Consider the following 19,852-nt stretch of genomic DNA (forward strand, 5'->3'; position numbering starts at 1 on the left):
CGACCGCATGCGGTCGTGGCGCTGTGCAGAGGAGGGGGCTCAGGCCAGGAACGACGCGACCCGCGCACGGATCTCGCCGGCGATCACGTCGACCGGCGAGGAGGCGTCGATCACGAGGAAGCGCTCCGGTTCTGCGGCGGCGAGCGCAAGGTACGCATCGCGCACGCGACCGTGGAACTCTGCCTTCTCCGCCTCGAGCCGATCGAAGGGCTTGTCGGCCGAATCGAGCCGGGTGCGGGCGGTCTGCGGGTCGAGGTCGAGCAGCACCGTGAGGTCGGGCAGCGCTCCCTCGGCGGCCCAGAGCGACAGGTCGCGGATCTCGGTCGCATCGAGCACCCGGCCTGCGCCCTGGTAGGCGACGGACGAGTCGAGGTAGCGATCCTGCAGCACGATGTCGCCCCGCTCGAGCGCGGGGCGCACGACGGTCGCGACGTGATGCGCCCGGTCCGCCGCGTACAGCAGGGCCTCCGCACGCGGTGCGATGTCGCCGCGGTGGTGGAGCACGATGTCGCGGATCAGCTGGCCGACCTCCGACCCGCCGGGCTCGCGCGTGCGCACGACCTCGTGGCCGGTCTCCGACAGCCAGGAGGCGAGCAGGTCCGACTGCGTGGTCTTGCCCGAGCCGTCACCGCCCTCGAGCGTGATCCATCGACCGCGGCCTGCCGTCACGAACCGGCCTTCTTCGCGGCGGCGTTCGCGGCGCGCGTCGCGGCCGCCTTCTTCGCCGCAGCCGAGCGTGCCGCCGCCTTCTCGGCATCCGTCGGAGCCTTCTTCGCTGCAGCCTTCTTCGCCGGTGCCTTCTTGGCAGGAGCCTTCTTGGCCGGCGCCTTCTTGGCCGGAGCCTTCTTGGCCGCCGCACGCGAGCCGCGCTTGGGAGCGGGGCCCTTCGCGCGCTTGTCGGCGAGCATCTGCACGGCGATCTCGAACGTAATGTCCTCGGGCTTCTGGCCGCGCGGGATCGTGACGTTGGTCTCCCCGTCGGTCACGTAGGCGCCGAATCGACCGTCACGAATGCGGATCGGCTTGCCACTGACCGGGTCGGCGTCGAACTCGGCGAGCGCGCTGGATGCCCGTCGGGCACCGTACTTGGGCTGCGTGTAGATCTCGAGCGCCTGCTCGAGAGTCACGTCGAAGATCTGCGCTTCGCTCTCGAGCGAGCGCGAATCGGCGCCCTTCTTCAGGTACGGACCGAAGCGGCCGTTCTGGGCGGTGATCTCGTCGCCTGATTCGGGGTCGACGCCGACGACGCGAGGCAGGGTGAGCAACTGCAGGGCGGTGTCGAGATCGATCGCGTCGACCGACATCGACTTGAAGAGCGATGCGGTGCGCGGCTTGGGCGCGGTCTCCTTCTTGGCACCGCGCTTCTTCGGAGCTTCGACGACCTCACCGGTCGTCTCGTCGACCGCGGCGTCCTCGGACACCGGGTCGTTCTCCTGCACGTACGGGCCGAAGCGTCCGTCCTTGACGACGACGATCTTGCCGTTCTCGGGGTTCTCTCCGAGCACGCGGTCGCCGGCGACCGGAGCGTCGATGAGCTCCTGCGCCTTCTCGGCCGTGAGCTCGTCGGGCGCGAGGTCTTCCGGAACGTTGACGATGCGCGGCTTGGCCTCGGGGTTCTCGGGGTCGGCGACCTCGAGGTAGGGGCCGTACTTGCCGAAACGCAGGGTCGCGGTGTCGGTGATCGGCGTCGAGTTGAGCGCTCGCGCATCGATCTCGCCGAGGTTGTCGACGACCTTGCGCAGGCCGACGTGCGCGTCGGAACCGAAGTAGAAGCCCTTCAGCCACTCGACGCGGTCCTGCTCGCCGCGTGCGATCGTGTCGAGGTCGTCCTCGAGCGAGGCCGTGAAGTCGTAGTCGACCAGCTCGGCGAAGTGCTCTTCGAGCAGGCGGACGACGCTGAAGGCGAGCCACGTCGGCACGAGCGCCTGGCCGCGCTTGACCGCGTAGCCGCGATCGAGGATCGTCTCGGGGATCGTCGCGAACGTCGACGGACGCCCGATGCCCTTCTCCTCGAGCACCTTGACGAGCGATGCCTCGGTGTACCGCGGCTTCGGCGTCGTGCGGTGCCCCTTGGCCTCGGCTTCGGCGACCGACAGCTCATCGCCCACGGCGACGGCCGGGAGCGACTGGTTCTCGGCGGCATCCGCATCGCCGCGCTTCTCGTCGCGACCCTCTTCGTACGCCTCGAGGAAGCCCTTGAAGGTGTAGACGGTTCCGGATGCCGTGAACTCCGCGACCTGCCCGGCGGCGTTCACCGCGATCGTGACGGTCGTCGTCTCGTACTTCGCGTCGGCCATCTGGCTGGCGACGGTGCGCTTCCAGATCAGGTCGTAGAGGCGCTGTTCGTCGCGGTCGAGCTCGGACGAGAGCGACGCGGGGGTGCGGAAGTTGTCGCCCGAGGGACGGATCGCCTCGTGCGCCTCCTGCGCGTTCTTGCTCTTCGACTTGTACACGCGGGGCTTGAGCGGCACCGCGGAGTCGCCGTAGAGCGCGACCGCCTGGCTCCGCGCCGCCTGCACCGCCTGGGTGCTCAGCGACGTGGAGTCGGTACGCATATAGGTGATGTACCCCTTCTCGTAGAGGCGCTGCGCGACGCTCATCGCCTGCTTCGCCCCCATCGAGAGCTTGCGCCCCGCCTCCTGCTGCATCGTGGAGGTGGTGAACGGGGCGTAGGGGCTGCGGGTGCCGGGCTTGGCCTCGACCTTCGTCACCGTCCCGGCGCCGGCCGATTCGACCGCCTGGGCGAGGGCGTGTGCCTTGGCCTCGTCGAGGACGACGACGGCCTTCTTCAGGGCACCGCGGTCGTCGAAGTCGGTGCCGCGGGCGAGCTGCCCGCCGTCGACGCGCACGAGACGGATGCGGAACGACGTTCCGGTCGCGGCCGCAGCGGCGTCGACGTCCCAGTACTCGGCCGAGACGAACGCCATGCGCTCGCGTTCCCGGTCGACGATCAGACGGGTGGCAGCGGACTGTACGCGGCCGGCCGAGATGCCGGTCTTGACCTTGTACCAGAGGACGGGCGAGACATCCCAGCCGTACAGGCGGTCGAGGATGCGGCGGGTCTCCTGCGCATCGACGAGCGCGTGGTCGAGCTCGCGGGTGTTGCCGACGGCTGCCTGGATAGCGTCCTTGGTGATCTCGTGGAAGACCATGCGCTTGACGGGGACCTTGGGCTTGAGGGTCTCGAGCAGGTGCCAGGCGATCGCCTCGCCCTCGCGGTCCTCATCAGTGGCGAGCAGGAGCTCGTCGGCGGTCTTCAGGGCGCGCTTGAGTTCGGCGACCGTCTTCGTCTTGCGATCGGAGACGACGTAGTAGGGGTCGAAGCCGTTCTCGATGTCGATCGAGTACTTCCCGTAGGCCTCCTTGTCGGCGGCCGGGATGTCCCGCTTGTCGGCGAGGTCGCGGATGTGGCCGACCGAGCTGAGCACCTCGTAGCCGTCTCCGAGGTATCCCTGAATAGACCGCATCTTCGTCGGAGACTCGACGATGACGAGCTTCTTGCCTTCAGCCAAGGGGGCGTCCTTTCTTCGAAGCACACCATACACACCCCTGCTATCCGGGTGCGTCGCAGTGAGGAGGTACGTTCTGCCGTCATTCGCCCTCGGGTGGCCCGGCACGGGCTCGGGAGACGGCAACGACTCCAGCGTACGCCGACTCCACCTGCACGGTCGCCACGAAGCCCTCGATCGAGCATCCGGTGAGGGTCGCCCCCGCAGCCACGGCCACCCGGGCGGCGACGGCGCAGGGCTCGTCGGCGACCACGACGGCACCGCTGACGGCGTCCGCCGCGGCGAGCGCCGCCGCATCGGCCGCACCGGCGACCCGTTGCGCGGTGACGGCGGCGCCGCCGACCGCGGCGAGCCCGAGGGCGAGGCCGGCCGCTGTCACCAGAACGCCGGTGGCGAGCGCGGATCCGGCCATCAGAGACTACCCGCCAGGGCGCAGCTCGATGCCTGCAGCGGCACGGTGAGGACATTGCCGACGGCCACCTCCGTGCGCGCCGTCACGCAGACGAGGTCGCCGGAGTTCGCGGACGACATGGTGGCACCCGGCGCGGCGCGCGCCACGGCATCGGCGGCGCGCCCCGTGTCTTCGCCTCGCCCGAGGAGGCGGGCGGCATCGGCCGCCGCATCCTGCAGAGACACCTGACGCGTGGCGGCACCGAGCGCTCCGACGCCGAGGGCGAGCACGAGGACGACCGCCGGCAGCGCGAGGGCCAACTCGGCGGCGACCGATCCCCGGTCACCGCCGAGCCGCGTGAGTCGGAATCGCGGCATCACGCCACGGTCAGCGCCCGGCGCACCAGGTCGGTGAGGATGCCGCGCACCTCGTCGGAGCGCATGATGACGACGAGCAGACCCGCGAAGGCCACGGCGGCCATCGTGGTGATCGCGTACTCGGCCGTCGCCGCTCCGGTTTCGTCGCCGAACAGCGATGCGGCCCGACGCCGGTCGAGTGGAGGAAGTGCGTGCATGGTGTTCCTTCTTTCTGGTGTGACGCGGTCGCGTCGTCGTTCCGCTCATATCGGGAGCGGTGTGGAGGTCAGGACGCTGAGGAGCATCGGCGCGACGCCCAGCAGCAGGAAGGCGGGGAGCGTGCAGACGCCGAGCGGGAGGAGCAGCCGCGTCGAGAGGCGCGACGCGCGCAACCTGCCCTCGACCCGCGACGTGTGGCGCTCCTGGGCAGCCGACGCGCGGAGGAGCTCCACGGCGGGGACGCCCGCCGCGCGCGACAGTTCGAGCACGTCGGGCACACGGTCCTCTCCCTCGTGCGCGATCGATCCGACCGCGTCGAGGAGTCCCAGAGCGCGGTCGATCGAGGCTCCGCCCGCCAGGGCCACGGCGACGAGTTCGGCGCGCATGCCCGGTGTTCCCGGTGACGGCCGCGCACGCCGGAGCAGACTTGCCGTCCAGACCCGCGCGAGGAGCACGAGCCCGCCCCCGGCGAGCACGCAGGCGGCGCCGATCGGGTTCCGAATGATGACCCCGATCGTGTCGAAGCCCAGCGCGAACCCCAGGAGAAGACCGGCGAGCGGCATCCACAGCAGCAGGCGCGCCGTGCCGGCGGGTTCGGCGAGGGCGATGCGCACGTCATCGGCCGCGGACGCGGCGTCGCGCAGGGTCTCGGCCAGCGTGCGCAGCACCTCGGCGAGCGGTGCGCCCACCGTGGTCGCGATCTCCCAGGCGGCTGCGAGATCGACCCACACCCCGCCCTCCGCCTCGATCGCGGCGGCGATGGACTCGCCCGCGTCGATGCGCGACACGATGGCGATCGCGTGCCGGTCACCGGTCTCTGCGAGATGCCGCCAGGCCACCGTCGGCATGGCTCCGGCTTGCAACAGCACGGCCAGCGTCTGCACGGAGGTCGCGGCATCCGCATCGTGCGTCGCATCCCGTACTCGCCGCCTCACCATGGCCGCACCTCCTCGACCGTCAGTCGGTCGTCCGCGAGCGCGAACACCCCGGCCTGCGCAATGCGCCGGGTTCCGCCGGGATCGCGCACGAGATGCAGCACGGTGCTGAAGGCGCTCACGGTCTGCCGCGCCAGCGCCGTGGCATCCATCCCCGCGAGTGCCCCGAGTGCTTCTAGTCGCGCCGGCACATCGGTGAGCCCACTCGCATGCAGGGTCCCGGCGCCGCCGTCATGCCCGGTGTTGAGCGCGGTGAGCAGCTCTCGGATCTCCTCACCGCGGCACTCGCCCACGATCAGCCGATCCGGCCGCATGCGCAGCGACTCCCTCACCAGACGCGCCAGGCTGATCCCTCCCGCACCCTCGAGGTTGGCCTGCCGTGCTTCGAGGGCGACGTGGTGCGGATGCCGCGGCCGCAGCTCGGCGACGTCTTCGATCGTCACGAGGCGCTCGGAGTCCGCGGCCTCCGAGAGCAGCGCGGAGAGCAGCGTCGTCTTGCCCGTGCCCGTGCCTCCGGTGATCAGCAGATTCGCCCGCTCGTGCACCAGGCTCGTCAGCCACCGCTGCATCCGTGCGTCGAAGCAGCCGAGCGCCGCGAGCGCATCGAGGTCGGCGGCGCGCACCCGGGGGATGCGGATCGAGATGGCGGTGCCGCTGGCCGCGACGGGTGCGAGCACGGCGTGCACGCGGATGCCGGAGTCGAGCCGCACGTCGACGCATGGCGACTGGTCGTCGAGATGGCGCCCTCCGAGTCCGACGAGGGCGACCGCGAGATCGCGGACCTCGCGTTCGGATGCCCGCCACGCGGAGACGGGTTCGGCGCCCTCGCCCCGATCGAGGAACAGCCCTCCGTCGCCGTTGACGAAGAGATCGGTGACGGCGTCGTCGGCGCAGTGTTCGGCCAGCATCCCGAAAGCGGGGTCGATCCGCAGCGGGGCCGGCGGGATCGGCACCGAAGCGCCGTGCGGGCTCTCGGTGCCCCGGGGCTGGAGGATGAACGGATCGGCCATGCCCCGACGCTAGGCAACGGGTGGGACCCCGCCCGTCCCCGGATGCGGTCGCTGTGCAGAACCCACGGCATCGCCGCGCCGTGCAGAACCGATCGCGGCGCCTCGCCGTCAACGAGAAAGGCGGCACCTCACGGGGGGAATGAGGTGCCGCCCGGGGCGGGCACCGATCGGGGGAATCGGGCGCGCCAAGGCCGGAATGAGTATTCGGCTGAGGTCGAGTGTACGCAAGGCAACCGTCCTGACAAAACCGACGCGACTACCGACTTTCGGCAGTATTGATCCCCCGTGCGCGAGACTAGATTCGCCCTGTCCCGGACGCACCACCCGGGATCGACCCCAGCCGCAAAGGAGCGTCTGCCGATGAGCAGTCAGATCGACCACCTTCTCAATGAGAACCGCCAGTTCCCGCCGTCCGAGGAGTTCGTCGCCCAGTCGATCTCCTCCCCCGAGCTCTACGAGCGCGCCGCCGCCGACCGCGAGGGCTTCTGGGCCGATCAGTCGCGCGAACTGCTGCATTGGCACACGCCGTTCACCCGGGTGCTCGACTGGTCCGCCCCGCCGTTCGCCAAGTGGTTCGACGACGGCGAGCTCAACGTCGCCTACAACTGCCTCGACCGCCATGTCGAGCAGGGCAACGGCGACCGCGTCGCTCTGCACTGGGAGGGCGAGCCCGGCGACAGCCGCAGCATCACCTACGCCGAGCTGACCGACGAGGTCAAGCGCACGGCCAACGTGCTCGCCGATCTCGGCGTCGGCCAGGGCGACCGCGTCGCCATCTACCTGCCGATGATCCCCGAAGCCGTCGCCGCGATGCTCGCCGTCGCGCGTCTCGGCGCCATCCACTCGGTGGTCTTCGGCGGATTCAGCGCCGACAGCCTGCGGGCGCGCATCGACGACGCCGGCGCCAAGGTCGTCATCACCGCCGACGGCGGTTACCGCAAGGGTCGCGTCTCGGCGCTCAAGCCGGCCGTCGACCAAGCACTGAGCGACCGCGGAGACGGCGAGCAGCTCACTGTCGAGCACGTGCTCGTCGTGCGTCGCGGAGGCAACGAGGTCGACTGGGTCGACGGTCGCGACGTCTGGTGGCACGAGGCCGTGCCCGCGGCATCCGCCGAGCACACCGCCGAGGCGTTCCCCGCCGAGAACCCCCTCTTCATCCTCTACACCTCGGGCACCACCGGGAAGCCGAAAGGCATCCTGCACACGTCCGGCGGCTACCTCACGCAGGCCGCGTACTCGCACAAGTACGTCTTCGACCTGCACGCCGACAGCGACGTCTACTGGTGCACGGCCGACATCGGCTGGATCACCGGGCACTCCTACGTGACCTACGGCCCGCTCGCGAACGGAGCGACGCAGGTCATCTACGAAGGCACCCCGGATGCCCCGCACCCCGGTCGCTGGTGGGAGATCATCGAGAAGTACAAGGTGTCGATCTTCTACACCGCTCCGACCGCCATCCGGTCGTTCATGAAGATCGGACGCAGCGTCCCGCAGAAGTTCGACCTCTCGTCGCTGCGCGTGCTCGGATCGGTGGGAGAGCCCATCAACCCCGAGGCGTGGATGTGGTACCGCGAGGTCATCGGCGGGAACCGCGCCCCCATCGTCGACACGTGGTGGCAGACCGAGACCGGCGCGATCATGGTCTCGCCGCTGCCGGGCGTCACCGCCACGAAGCCGGGCTCGGCGCAGGTGCCGCTCCCCGGCATCCGCATCGACGTCGTCGACGAGCAGGGTCAAGAGGTCGGCAACGGCAACGGCGGCCTGCTCGTGGTGACCGAACCCTGGCCGAGCATGCTGCGCGGCATCTGGGGCGACCCGGAGCGCTTCCGCGAGACCTATTGGGAGAAGTTCGAGGAGCAGGGCTACTACTTCGCCGGTGACGGTGCGCGTCTCGACGACGACGGCGACCTCTGGCTGCTCGGGCGCGTGGACGACGTGATGAACGTGTCGGGCCACCGCCTCTCGACGGCCGAGATCGAGTCGTCGCTCGTCGCCCACGAGGCCACCGCCGAGGCCGCCGTGGTCGGCGCGTCCGACGAGACGACGGGCCAGGCGGTCGTCGCCTTCGTCATCATCAAGGAGAGCTACCTCTCAGCGCACGACCCGGCAGGTCTCGCCCAGCAGCTGCGCCTGTGGGTCGGCGAGCAGATCGGGGCGATCGCCCGCCCGCGCGACGTCTACATCGTGGGCGAGCTGCCCAAGACCCGCTCCGGCAAGATCATGCGCCGCCTGCTGCGCGACGTCGCCGAGGGTCGCGAGGTCGGCGACACGACGACGCTCGCCGACACCGCCGTGATGACGATCATCTCGTCGCAGGTCAAATAATTTCTCGGGGGTCCGCTCCGCGATGCCCCTGCGCCGGTCGACACGGGGACCCCTGCACCCCGATCGCCCGGCGCAGGGGCATCGCTGCGCTCGCCATCGATCTGCTGCGACCGGGCTTCTCGCCTCCCGGCAGGGAGAGGCGGATGCCGCGGGCCGATCAGGCGAGGAGGAAGGTGACCTCGACCTCGACGGGGCTGTCGAGCGGCAGCACGGGCACGCCGACGGCGGCGCGGGCGTGACGGCCGGCGTCGCCGAAGATCTCGCCGAGCACCTCACTCGCGCCGTTGATGACACCGGGCTGGCCCGAGAACTCGGGAACGGATGCCACGAACCCACCGACGCGCAGGACCCCGGCGATCCGGTCGACGCCACCCGCGGCATCCGCCGCGGCGGCGAGCGCGTTCAGCGCGCAGGTGCGGGCGTAGGCCTGGGCATCGGCGGCGTCGACCGCCGCGCCGACCTTGCCGGTCGCGGGAAGAGCGCCATCGGTGAACGGAAGCTGGCCCGAGGTGTAGACGAGCCCTGCATGCACGACAGCGGGGACGTAGGCGGCGACCGGGGCGGCGACGGCGGGCAGCTCGATGCCGAGCTCTGCGAGGCGGGCGGAGATGCTCATGCGGCACCGCCCTCGAACTGGCGGGCGGCCTGGGCGGCAGCCGCGAGACCGGTCTCGTTCGAGCCGTCCTGCGTGACGGGGCGCTTGAAGTAGGCGACGAGTCCGCCCTCGGGACCCTGCACCACCTGGACGAGCTCCCAGCCCTGCTTGCCCCAGTTGTTGAGGATCGCCGCGGTGTTGTGGATCAGCAGCGGCGTGGTGAGGTATTCCCACGTGGTCATGGCACTCCATCGGATCGTCGTGCGGGCGCAGCGGACGAACGCGGGCCCGTCAAAGGCGGTATTCAGGGAACTCCCCTACGATCAAGCGTATGCCTCAAAAGAACCGTACGGTGAAAGGCGTGCTCGGCGGTCTGCTCGGGCTCGTCGGTCTGAGCGCCGTCGCCGGCCTTCTTGTCACCACCAGCGTCACGCCCGTCCTCGCGATGGCCGGCATCGCCGGCAACAGCGCCGTGACGCTGTTCGAAGAGCTCCCCGCGAACCTCGACGTCAACGCTCCGATGGAGCAGTCGACCATCTACGCGACCGACCCGAACACGGGTGAGAACATCGTCCTCGCGTCGTTCTACGAACAGAACCGCGTGCCGGTGACGTACGAGCAGCTGTCGCCGACGCTCATCAACGCCATCCTCTCGAGTGAAGACAAGAACTTCTACAGCCACGGCGGCGTCAACCTCGGCGCCACCGTCAAGGCCGTCATCGACAACCTGCGCAAGACATCGAGCCGCGGTGCGTCGACCATCACGCAGCAGTTCGTGAAGAACGTGCAGATCCAGGAGTGCGAGCAGAAGGCGGACGCCGCCTCGGACACCTACTCGGAGGACCTGCAGCAGTGCTGGCTCGACGCGACCAACGCAAAGGGCGCTGACGGCATCGAGCGCAAGCTGCAGGAGATGCGCTACGCCATCCAGATCGAGAAGACGTCGTCGAAGAACGACATCCTGCTCGGCTACCTCAACATCGCGAACTTCGGCGGCACCGTCTACGGCATCGAGGCCGCCGCCAAGTACTACTTCTCGGCATCCGCGTCGAACCTCACGATCGCCCAGGCCGCGACGCTGGCTGGCATCGTGCAGAACCCGAACAACCTGCGCATCGACCGCACCGAGGGCGAGAACTCCGCGGCCGACGGCTACGCCGATACCCTCAACCGCCGCGACTACGTGCTCGGCCGCATGCTCGCCGACGGCAAGATCACGCAGGCCGAGCACGACGAGGCCAAGGCCTCGCCCATCGAGCCCAAGATCACACCGTCCGTGCAGGGCTGCGCCACTGCCGGTCAGAATGCCTACTTCTGCCAGTACGCGAAGTCGATCATCGAGAACGACCCGATCTTCGGTGAGACCCGCCAGGAGCGCAGCGAGCTGCTGCGCCGCGGTGGCCTGAAGATCTACACCACGCTCGACCTGCGTGTGCAGGGCCCGGCCGCCCAAGCCATGGCCGACAACGCTCCCGGCAACATGGACAACCAGTACTTCGGTGCGGCCGGCGTCTCGCTCAACACCTCGAACGGCAACATCATCTCGATGACGCAGAACACCACGTTCAGCGAGACGAAGACCGACGACCAGGCGTTCACCTCGCTGGTGTTCGCGGGCGACAAGACCCACGGCAACTCGACCGGCTTCCCGGTCGGGTCGACGTACAAGATCTTCACCCTCATCGACTGGCTCGAGAAGGGGCACTCCGTGAGAGAGACGCTCAACGGAGCCGTGCAGCGGAGCCTCAAGATGAACGTGTGCGGCGGTACGCAGACGATCAACACTGCGGAGATCGGCAACTTCGGCGGCAACCGCGGATACACGAGCAACGTGCTCAACTTCACCGCACAGTCGCTCAACAGTGGTTTCTTCGCGATGGCCGCGAAGCTCGACATCTGCGACATCAACAAGGTCGCCGATCGCATGGGCGTCACATACGGCACGGGTGAGAAGGTCACCGACTCGAACGTCCCGTACGACGTGCTCGGGCCGAAGAACATCTCCCCTCTCGCGATGGCCGCGGCCTACGCGACCGTCGCGAACGGCGGCACCTACTGCGCTCCACGCGCGATCGAGAAGGTGCTGAACGCCGACGGCACGGAGCATGAGATCCCGCCGATCTCGTGCAAGGAGGGCGTACTCACGCCCGAGGTCGCCGCGACCGCCGCCTTCGCGCTGCAGGGCGTCATGGCCAGCGGTGGCACCGGCGCGAGGGCCAACCCCTTCGACGGCACGCCGATGATCGGCAAGACCGGAACCCACAACCGCTCGGGGACCATGATGATCGAGTCGAGCACGAAGGTCACCACCGCGGTGTGGGCCGGACGTTGGCAGGGGGAGGCAGATATCTTCCAGGTCCCCTCGCAGAAGGGGGGACTCCTCAACGAGATCCGCTACCCCATCGCGAAGGCGGCGCAGGCGGCCGCGAACCAGCTCTACATCGGGGAAGCGTTCCCGCAGCCCGACCGAAATCTCACCCGTCAGATTCTCACCGACGTTCCCAGCGTCGTCGGCATGACAGTCGATGAGGCGAGGGCTGCCCTGGAGGGCGCTGGATTCTCGGTCTCGGTCGGAACGCCGGTCGACGGCTCGCAGGCGACCAACATCGTCGCCGCGCAGGATCCGTCGGGGCAGGCTCCGACGGGTGCGACCGTCACGATCTCGCCCAGCAATGGGCAGGCGGTGACCGTACCGGAAGATATCCTCGGCAAGTCGAAGACAGCCGCGTTCGCCTCGCTCGCCGGTGTCGGCCTGAACGCGCAGTTCGACACCTCCTGCAACCCCGGCGGCTCGAAGGTCAGCAGCACCGATCCCACACCGGGGACGGCGACCACCAAGGGCACCACCGTGACCGTGGTCTGCGAGTGACCCGCGCCTCTTCGGTGCACCCGGCCCTCATCGCGCTCGGCGCGGTGGGGGCCGCGGGCTCTGCGGCGGCGGTCTGGGGCATCGGCATCGAGCGCTACCTGTTCACGGTGCGCGAGGTCGAGGCATCCGCTCTGCCGCCCGGCTCCGCTCCCCTGCGCATCCTGCACCTGTCCGACGCCCACATGGCGCCCTGGCAGCACCGCAAGCAGGACTGGCTCGCCTCGCTCGCCCAGCTGAAGCCCGACCTCATCGTCAACACCGGCGACAACCTCGGGCATCGCGAGGGGCTCGACGGCATCCGTCGTGCGTTCGATCCGTTCGCCGGCATCCCCGGCGTCTTCGTGCACGGCTCGAACGATGTCAACGAGCCCTCGCCGCGCAACCCGTTCAAGTACTTCACCGGTCCGTCGAAGCACACGAGCGCCCCGCGCCTGCTCGACACCGACGCGATGGATCGCTACTTCACCGATGACCTCGGGTGGACGGGGCTCGACAACACCGCCGCGCGGCTGTCGGTCGCCGGGCGCGACATTGACCTCTTCGGCGTGAACGACGCCCACCGCGACTGGGACCGCCTCGACGACCTCCCCGACGCGATCGCAGCGCTCGGCCCGGCACCGGCCGGCACACCGGTGCTCGGGGTCACGCATGCGCCCTACCAGCGGGTGCTCAACGGGTTCATCGACCTCGGCGCCGACGCGATCCTCGGCGGCCACACGCACGGCGGCCAGGTGTGCCTCCCCGGCTTGGGTGCCCTGGTCGCGAACTGCGACATCCCCCTGAAGCAGGCCAAGGGGCTGAGCACCTGGACGCACGGCGACCGCGCCGTGCCGCTCAACGTCAGCGCGGGCTGCGGGCATTCGATCTACGCCCCGGTGCGCTTCGCCTGCCGCCCGGAGGCGACGCTGCTCACGCTCACCGCGCGGGCCTGAGCGCTCGATTGGGCGCTCGCGACTTTTCCTTGTAGACTCGGAGGGTTGCAAAACGGGGTGTGGCGCAGCTTGGTAGCGCGCTTCGTTCGGGACGAAGAGGTCGCAGGTTCAAATCCTGTCACCCCGACCAGTAACACCGGAAAGGCCGCCCTGCGGGGCGGCCTTCTCTGTACCCCGACCGCGGATCGAAGGGACGGCATGGGCTCGCTCCTCCCCCCGCCGCGTCGCCGCACGCGCGCCTGGGCTCTGGGCCTCGGCATCCCGTTCCTCGCCGGACTCGTCGCGCTCACCCTCACGCCGTCGCGCGTCGAACAGCGTCTGCCCAACCTGCTCGACCTCGTGCTGTCGACCGCGCACCGTCTCGGCTGGGCGTCACTCGATTTCACCCGCCTCGAGATCCTCGCGAACGTCTTCGTCTTCGTGCCGGTGGGAATCCTCGCGTTCGTGCTGATCCCCCGCCCGGTCTGGGGCTTCGCCTTCCTCGTCGGTCCCGCGATCTCGATCGGCATCGAAGTCTTCCAACGTCTGGTGCTTCCGCACCGCGCGGCGACCGTCTCCGACGTGATCGCTAACTCGACCGGAGCGACGATCGGCGTCGTCCTCGCGGTGTTGTCCACACTCCTCGTCGCCGTGCTCTCCGGCCCCTCGCCATCTCGTAGGCTGGAAGCATCATGACCGCGCCCTCCCTCGTCGCCTTCGACCTCGATGACACGCTCGCCACCTCGAAGGCGGCGATCACTCCGCGCATCGCCGCCCTGCTCCAGGCCCTGCTGCACCGGGTCGACGTCGCGATCATCTCGGGCGGCAACGAGACGCAGTTCCGCACCCAGGTGATCGCCCAGCTGACGGACGCGGATGCCGCCGCGCTCGGCCGACTGCACCTCCTGCCCACCTGCGGCACCCGCTACCTGCGTCACGACGGCACCGAGTTCGCCACCGTCTACGCGCACGACCTCACCGACGACGAGAAGTCCGCCGCCCTCACCGCTCTGCGGGAGGAGGCCGAACGCCTCGATCTCTGGGAGGCCGAGCCCTGGGGCGAGATCCTCGAGGACCGCGGCTCGCAGATCACCTTCTCCGCCCTCGGGCAGCGCGCGCCGAGCGACGCCAAGCACGCGTGGGATCCGACGGGCGCGAAGCGCGCCGCGCTGCGCGACGCCGTCGCCGCCCGCCTCCCCGGCCTCGAGGTGCGCTCAGGCGGGTCCACGTCGATCGACATCACCCGCGCCGGCATCGATAAGGCGTTCGGGATGACGCGCCTCGCCGACCTCACCGGCATCCCCCTCACCGACATGCTGTTCTTCGGTGACCGTCTCGACGAGGGGGGCAACGACTACCCCGTGCTCGCGATCGGCGTGCCCTCGGTCGCGGTCGAGGGCTGGGAGGACACGGCCGACAAGCTCGACGCTCTCCTCCCCACGCTCTGATCGACCTTTCGCAGGCATCCGCCGCTCACGCCCGCTCCGGGCCTAGCATGGCGGCATGGACGCTCTGCTCATCGTCATCATCGTGGCGGCCGCTGCCAGCCTCGTCTGCTGGGTGCTGTCGCTGATCACCCGCGACACCTCCTGGGTCGATCGTGCGTGGTCGATCGTCCCGGTCGCCTACGTCTGGATCTTCGTCGGCGTCGCCTTCGCCGAGGGCGACGGGTCGGCGCGGCTCGTCGCGATGGGGCTGCTCGCCACGGCCTGGGGGGCGCGCCTGACGTTCAACTTCGCCCGCAAGGGCGGCTACACCGGCATGGAGGACTACCGCTGGGCGATCCTGCGCGGACGCATGCGCCCCTGGCAGTTCCAGCTCTTCAACCTGTTCTTCATCATCGCCTACCAGATGACCCTGCTCGTGCTCATCACGCTCCCGGCGATGGTGGCCGCGCGGCATCCGTCCGCGATGACCGGCTGGGACGTGCTTTTCATCGCCGCCTTCCTCGCCTTCCTCGCCGGTGAGACGATCGCCGACCAGCAGCAGTGGGTCTTCCACCAGCGCAAGAAGACGGCGGGAGGCACCCTCTCCCCCGGTTTCGCGACCACCGGGCTCTTCCGTTACAGCCGCCACCCCAACTTCTTCTTCGAGCAGGCGCAGTGGTGGGCGTTCTACGCGCTGGGCGCGAGCGCGGCCGTCTCGGGAAGCGCGGGACTCGTCGGGGGCGCCCTGAACCCGACGATCGTCGGAGCCGTGCTGCTCTCGCTCCTGTTCATCGGCTCGACGATCTTCACCGAGTCGATCACCGCCGCGAAGTACCCCGCGTACGCGGAGTACCGCCGCACCACCTCGATGCTCGTACCCTGGCCTCCACGACGAAGCGCCGTCGCGACCCAGACCTGAGCGGGACACGACGGCGCTCGTCGTTCGACAGAACGGATGCGCCTCAGCGCACGACTGCCTCGGCGGTGGGGCGAGCCACCGGAACGAGCCGCTGCAGCTGGGTGACGTGCCCGGGCTCGAGCTCGGCCAGCGTCGAGACGCCGAGCAGACGCATCGTGCGCTCGATCTCGCTGCGCAGGATGGCGATGGTTCGGTCGACGCCCTGGCGGCCGCCGGCCATCAGACCGTAGAGGTACGCCCGGCCGATGAGCGTGAAGTCCGCGCCCAGAGCCACGGCGGCCACGATGTCTGCGCCATTCATGATGCCGGTGTCGATCATGACGGTGAAGTCGTCACCGACCGCCTGGCGCACGCTCGGCAGCAGGTGGAACGGGATCGGCGCACGGTCGAGCTGGCGCCCGCCGTGGTTCGAGAGCACGATGCCGTCGACACCCGCATCGCGCAGACGCACGGAGTCCTCGACGTTCTGCACGCCCTTGATGACGATCTTGCCGGGCCAGATGTCGCGGATGACGGCGAGGTCGTCATAGCTGATGGTCGGGTCCATGGCGGCGTCGAGCAGCTCGCCGACGGTGCCGCCCGTGGTGCTCAGCGAGGCGAACTCGAGCTTCGGGGTGGTGAGGAAGTCGTACCACCACCAGGGGCGCGGGATCGCGTTGATGATCGTGCCGAGGGTGAGCTGCGGCGGGATGCTGAAGCCGTTGCGCTTGTCACGCAGACGGGCTCCGGCGACCGGGGTGTCGACCGTGAACTGCAGGGTGTCGAATCCTGCGGCGGCCGCACGACGGGTGAGCTCGTAGGAGATCTCGCGGTCGCGCATGACGTAGAGCTGGAACCAGTTCCTTCCGGGAATCTGTCCCTGAGGCTCTCGAAGGGTGGCGGCCTTCACGTCCTCGATCGAGGTCGTGCCGAGCGTCGACAGCGTGAACGGGATACCCGCAGCGGCCGCGGCACCGGCACCGGCGGACTCGCCCTCGGTCTGCATCAGACGGGTGAAGCCCGTCGGGGCGATGCCGAACGGCAGTGCGGAGGGGCCACCGAGGATCTCGACGCTCGTGTCGACGGTCGGTGCCGGGCGCAGGATGCCGGGGTGGAACTCGACGTCCTGGAAGGCCTGGCGCGCGCGGGTGAGGGAGAGCTCCCCCTCGGCCGCACCGTCGGTGTAGTCGAACGCGGCCTTCGGGGTGCGGCGCTTCGCGATCAGGCGCAGGTCGTCGATCGTGAGCGCGGCGTCGAGGCGACGCTTGCGCCCGTTGAACTCGGGCTTCTTGAACTTCATCAGGTCGAAGAGCTCGGCGGGCTTGGGCACCTGGCGCTGAACCATGGTGGTCCTCTCAGTTGTCGGGGGTGCTGTCGGGGATCGTGTCGGTCGAGGCCGTGCGGGTCAGGCCCGCGGCGGTGTAGTAGCCGGTGATGTGCGCATGCACGAGGGCGCGAGCGGATGCCGCGTCGCCGGCGTCGATCGCCGCGACGAGGGCGCGGTGCTCCTCGCGCAGGCGGGAGGCCATGTCTTCCCAGTCCGGGATCGACGCGGCCCCGGCCTGCACGTACGACTCGATCGACGAACGGAGGCCCGCCATCATCGCGGCGATCACGGTGTTGCCGCTCGCCTCGGCGAGAGCGAGGTGCAGCTGCGCGTCGAGGGCGAGGAACTCCGCGGGGGTGAGGTCGGGTGCGTCCATGGCGGCGAGCATCCGATGGGCGGCGGCGGTGTCGCGGTCGTGCGCCGTCGCGAGCGCGTGGGCTGTGGCGTCCTCGAGCACGAGTCGGGTCGCGACGACATCCGCCAGCGGGAAGCCGTGCGCGGCCACCTGCAGGCGCAGGAGCTGCGACATGCCCCCGGTGGGCGTCGCGATGACGATCGCGCCCGCCTGCGGCCCGGAACCGGTCGCGGTGCGGATGAGTCCCATGACCTCGAGCACGCGGAACGCCTCCCGCACGCTGGAGCGGCCCACGCCCAGGTCGGTGGCGAGGTCGCGCTCGGAGGCGAGCCGGTCGCCCGGGTTCAGACGCCCTTCGAGGAGGTCGCGCTCGATGTGGTCGAGCACGACTCGCCACGCACGCACCGGCTGCTCCGCCATCCGCTCTCTCCTGGGTCGCACCGCGCGCGGCCATCGGTGGTCCGCGCTGTGGTCTGACCACACTCTACGTCGTGTGGTCAGACCACGCAACGCGGGTACGCGAAATCACCGCCCCGGAAGAGCGAAAGGAGGGGGCGGGCTCAGCCCAGGCGTCCGCCGGACTCCTGCAGATAGCAGGTGCCGCACAGCGACTCGTAGGTCGTCACCTCGGGAGCGGCCGGGCCGTCGGCCCCCTCGTCGATCGCGACCTGGTCGCCGTCGAACACGAAGCGCCCGCCGATCACCCGGCCGTTGAACACGGCCTTCCGGCCGCACCGGCAGATGGTCTTGAGCTCTTCGAGCGAGTGCGCGATCGCCAGCAGGCGAGCCGACCCGGGGAAGGCATGCGTCAGGAAGTCGTTGCGGATGCCGTAGGCGAGCACCGGGATGCCCTCCTCGACCGCGATGCGGAAGAGGTCGTCGACCTGCTCCGGCGTGAGGAACTGCGCCTCGTCGATGAGCAGGCACGCGATGTCGTCGGCGTGCGCCCGCGCATCGTCGCGGCGAGCGAGGAAGAGCTGCTTCGCATCGTCGCCGGGAGCGATGAGGAAGTCGACCTCCCGCGTCATCCCCAGGCGGCTCGAGATCTCGGACGCGCCCTTGGTGTCGATCGCGGGCTTGGCCAGCAGCACCCGCTGCCCGCGTTCCTCGTAGTTGTAGGCCGCCTGCAGAAGAGCGGTCGACTTTCCCGAGTTCATCGCGCCGTAGCGGAAGTAGAGCTTCGCCACCGGCCGACCTCAGACGTTGATGCCGAGGGTCGCCGCCGTCGCCGTCGTCGACTCCTTCGCCAGCGCGGCATCCTTGTTGAGCTGCTCACCGAACGTCGGGATGAGCTCTCGCAGCTGGGGCTCCCACGCCACGTAGTCGTCGGGGAAGCAGGTCTTCAGCAGGTTCAGCATGATCGGCACGGCCGTCGAGGCACCGGGCGAGGCGCCGAGGAGCCCGGCGATCGATCCGTCGCCCGCGGCGACCACCTCGGTGCCGAACTGCAGGATGCCGCCCTTCTTCGGGTCCTTCTTCATGACCTGCGCGCGCTGACCCGCATCGATGAGCGTCCAGTCCTCGTCCTTCGCCGTCGGCATGAACGTGCGCAGACTGTCGACCTTCTTGCGGTGGTTCTTCATGAGCTCGCCGACGAGGTACGTGATCAGGTCGGGGTTCGCGAAGGCGACGCGCAGCATCGGCCACAGGTTGTGCGTGCGCACCTGCGAGACGATGTCGAGCATCGAACCGTTCTTGAGGAACTTGGGGCTGAACGTCGCGAAGGGCCCGAACATCAGCGAGGCCTCGCCGTCGACCACGCGCGTGTCGAGGTGCGGCACCGACATGGGCGGTGCACCGACGGATGCCTGCGAGTAGACCTTCGCCTTGTGCTGCTCGACGATCTTCGGGTTGCTGGTCTTCAGGAACTGTCCGCCGATCGGGAAGACTCCGTAGCCCTTGATCTCGGGGATGCGCGAGTTCTGCAGCAGCTTGAGCGCCCATCCACCGGCGCCGACGAACACGAACTTCGCCTTGACCTCGTTCGGGGTGCGGCCGATCGTCGTGCGGTACTTGACGAGCCAGGTGCCGTCCTTCTGGCGCTTGAGCGAGCGCACCTCGTGGTTCGTGCGCAGCGTGACGCCCGAATCGGTGAGGTGGTCGAAGAGCTGGTGGGTGAGGGCTCCGAAGTCGACGTCGGTGCCGGCGGGCACGCGCGTCGCGGCGAAGGGCTCACCCTTGCGGCGCTTCTGCATGAGCAGCGGCGCCCACTGGTTGATGACGCGCGAGTCCTCGCTGTACTCGATGCCGTCGAACAGGGGCTGCTTCTTGAGCACCTCGTAGCGGTCCTTGAGGTACGCGACGTCCTTCTCGCCACGCACGAAGGTCATGTGCGGCGTGGCGTTGATGAAGGTGGAGGGAGCGTCGAGCACACCCTTGTCGACGAGCGACGACCAGAACTGGCGGCTCTGCTGGAACTGCTCGTTGATCGAGACGGCCTTGGCGGGGTCGAGGGGCCCGGTGCCCTGCGGCATGTAGTTGAGCTCGCAGAGGGCGGCGTGCCCCGTGCCGGCGTTGTTCCAAGGGTTCGAACTCTCCTGGGCGACATCCGAGAGTCGCTCGAAGGCGACGATCTTCCACTCCGGCTGCAGCTCGTGCAGCAGAGTACCCAGGGTGGCGCTCATGATGCCACCGCCGATCAGGACGACATCGACTGTTTCGGTCACCACGACAGTCTAGTTCGCGGACGCGACCGGGCCGACCACCGCGGCCGGCCCGATCA

At 69.3% G+C, this 19,852-nt stretch carries 19 protein-coding genes and 1 tRNA gene; 7 read left to right on the top strand and 13 right to left on the bottom strand.

What is annotated here, in order from left to right:
• Window positions 1-39: 39 nt before the first annotated feature.
• The 7 genes from tmk to KV396_RS02240 form a co-directional block, all read right to left on the bottom strand.
• Complete coding sequence (tmk, locus tag KV396_RS02210; RefSeq protein ID WP_247634175.1) at window positions 40-669, bottom strand: dTMP kinase; 630 nt, start codon at window positions 667-669, stop codon at window positions 40-42.
• On the bottom strand, window positions 666-3,512 hold the full coding sequence (gene topA / locus KV396_RS02215; protein ID WP_247956691.1) for a type I DNA topoisomerase: 2,847 nt from the start codon (window positions 3,510-3,512) through the stop codon (window positions 666-668). The genes tmk and topA overlap by 4 nt, the downstream gene beginning before the upstream one ends.
• 79 nt (window positions 3,513-3,591) lie before the next feature.
• Window positions 3,592-3,921, bottom strand: a complete 330-nt coding sequence (locus tag KV396_RS02220; protein ID WP_247634173.1) for a helicase — start codon at window positions 3,919-3,921, stop codon at window positions 3,592-3,594.
• Window positions 3,921-4,277: a TadE family type IV pilus minor pilin gene (locus tag KV396_RS02225; protein ID WP_247956692.1), complete on the bottom strand. Its 357-nt coding sequence runs from the start codon at window positions 4,275-4,277 to the stop codon at window positions 3,921-3,923. The genes KV396_RS02220 and KV396_RS02225 overlap by 1 nt, the downstream gene beginning before the upstream one ends.
• Window positions 4,277-4,474, bottom strand: coding sequence for a DUF4244 domain-containing protein (locus KV396_RS02230; RefSeq protein ID WP_247634171.1), 198 nt, complete (start codon window positions 4,472-4,474; stop codon window positions 4,277-4,279). The genes KV396_RS02225 and KV396_RS02230 overlap by 1 nt, the downstream gene beginning before the upstream one ends.
• Window positions 4,475-4,519: 45 nt before the next feature.
• Window positions 4,520-5,413, bottom strand: a complete 894-nt coding sequence (locus KV396_RS02235; RefSeq protein ID WP_247956693.1) for a type II secretion system F family protein — start codon at window positions 5,411-5,413, stop codon at window positions 4,520-4,522.
• Window positions 5,407-6,420, bottom strand: coding sequence for a TadA family conjugal transfer-associated ATPase (locus tag KV396_RS02240; RefSeq protein ID WP_247956694.1), 1,014 nt, complete (start codon window positions 6,418-6,420; stop codon window positions 5,407-5,409). The genes KV396_RS02235 and KV396_RS02240 overlap by 7 nt, the downstream gene beginning before the upstream one ends.
• A 360-nt stretch (window positions 6,421-6,780) precedes the next feature.
• Between KV396_RS02240 and acs the strand changes: the two genes are divergently transcribed.
• On the top strand, window positions 6,781-8,748 hold the full coding sequence (acs, locus tag KV396_RS02245) for an acetate--CoA ligase (protein WP_247956695.1): 1,968 nt from the start codon (window positions 6,781-6,783) through the stop codon (window positions 8,746-8,748).
• Window positions 8,749-8,905: 157 nt separating this feature from the next.
• Here acs and KV396_RS02250 read toward each other — a convergent pair whose 3' ends face one another.
• The gene (locus tag KV396_RS02250) at window positions 8,906-9,364 is read right to left on the bottom strand and encodes a RidA family protein (RefSeq protein ID WP_247634167.1); all 459 of its coding nucleotides are present in this window, start codon (window positions 9,362-9,364) and stop codon (window positions 8,906-8,908) included.
• Complete coding sequence (locus KV396_RS02255) at window positions 9,361-9,585, bottom strand: DUF4177 domain-containing protein (protein ID WP_247625076.1); 225 nt, start codon at window positions 9,583-9,585, stop codon at window positions 9,361-9,363. Before KV396_RS02255 ends, KV396_RS02250 begins: the two co-directional genes overlap by 4 nt.
• 89 nt (window positions 9,586-9,674) lie before the next feature.
• Here KV396_RS02255 and KV396_RS02260 point away from each other — a divergent pair, with 89 nt between their 5' ends.
• The 6 genes from KV396_RS02260 (at window position 9,675) to KV396_RS02285 (ending at window position 15,469) form a co-directional block, all read left to right on the top strand.
• Window positions 9,675-12,212 (top strand): transglycosylase domain-containing protein, encoded by a 2,538-nt coding sequence (locus KV396_RS02260; RefSeq protein WP_247956696.1) that lies wholly within the window; start codon window positions 9,675-9,677, stop codon window positions 12,210-12,212.
• Window positions 12,209-13,144: a metallophosphoesterase gene (locus tag KV396_RS02265; protein ID WP_247956697.1), complete on the top strand. Its 936-nt coding sequence runs from the start codon at window positions 12,209-12,211 to the stop codon at window positions 13,142-13,144. Before KV396_RS02260 ends, KV396_RS02265 begins: the two co-directional genes overlap by 4 nt.
• Window positions 13,145-13,197: 53 nt before the next feature.
• Window positions 13,198-13,274: transfer RNA gene (locus KV396_RS02270), tRNA-Pro, on the top strand.
• 68 nt (window positions 13,275-13,342) lie between these two features.
• The gene (locus KV396_RS02275; RefSeq protein ID WP_247956698.1) at window positions 13,343-13,819 is read left to right on the top strand and encodes a VanZ family protein; all 477 of its coding nucleotides are present in this window, start codon (window positions 13,343-13,345) and stop codon (window positions 13,817-13,819) included.
• Entirely contained in the window at window positions 13,816-14,571 is a 756-nt protein-coding gene (locus KV396_RS02280) for an HAD-IIB family hydrolase (RefSeq protein ID WP_247956699.1), read from the top strand. Before KV396_RS02275 ends, KV396_RS02280 begins: the two co-directional genes overlap by 4 nt.
• A gap of 55 nt (window positions 14,572-14,626) precedes the next feature.
• Complete coding sequence (locus KV396_RS02285) at window positions 14,627-15,469, top strand: DUF1295 domain-containing protein (RefSeq protein ID WP_247956700.1); 843 nt, start codon at window positions 14,627-14,629, stop codon at window positions 15,467-15,469.
• A 43-nt stretch (window positions 15,470-15,512) separates the two neighbouring features.
• On the opposite strand, the gene KV396_RS02290 is transcribed toward KV396_RS02285, so the two are convergent.
• The 4 genes from KV396_RS02290 to mqo form a co-directional block, all read right to left on the bottom strand.
• Window positions 15,513-16,793 carry an alpha-hydroxy acid oxidase gene (locus tag KV396_RS02290; protein WP_247956701.1) on the bottom strand — a complete coding sequence of 427 codons (1,281 nt, stop codon included), beginning with the start codon at window positions 16,791-16,793 and terminating at the stop codon, window positions 15,513-15,515.
• A gap of 10 nt (window positions 16,794-16,803) precedes the next feature.
• Window positions 16,804-17,550, bottom strand: a complete 747-nt coding sequence (locus tag KV396_RS02295) for a FadR/GntR family transcriptional regulator (protein ID WP_247956702.1) — start codon at window positions 17,548-17,550, stop codon at window positions 16,804-16,806.
• Window positions 17,551-17,690: 140 nt separating this feature from the next.
• The gene (locus KV396_RS02300; RefSeq protein WP_247634159.1) at window positions 17,691-18,317 is read right to left on the bottom strand and encodes a thymidine kinase; all 627 of its coding nucleotides are present in this window, start codon (window positions 18,315-18,317) and stop codon (window positions 17,691-17,693) included.
• Window positions 18,318-18,326: 9 nt separating this feature from the next.
• The gene (gene mqo, locus KV396_RS02305) at window positions 18,327-19,754 is read right to left on the bottom strand and encodes a malate dehydrogenase (quinone) (RefSeq protein ID WP_247957553.1); all 1,428 of its coding nucleotides are present in this window, start codon (window positions 19,752-19,754) and stop codon (window positions 18,327-18,329) included.
• Window positions 19,755-19,852: the final 98 nt, after the last annotated feature.

The sequence above is a fragment of the Microbacterium galbinum genome, from assembly GCF_023101185.1.
Classification (GTDB): domain Bacteria; phylum Actinomycetota; class Actinomycetes; order Actinomycetales; family Microbacteriaceae; genus Microbacterium; species Microbacterium galbinum.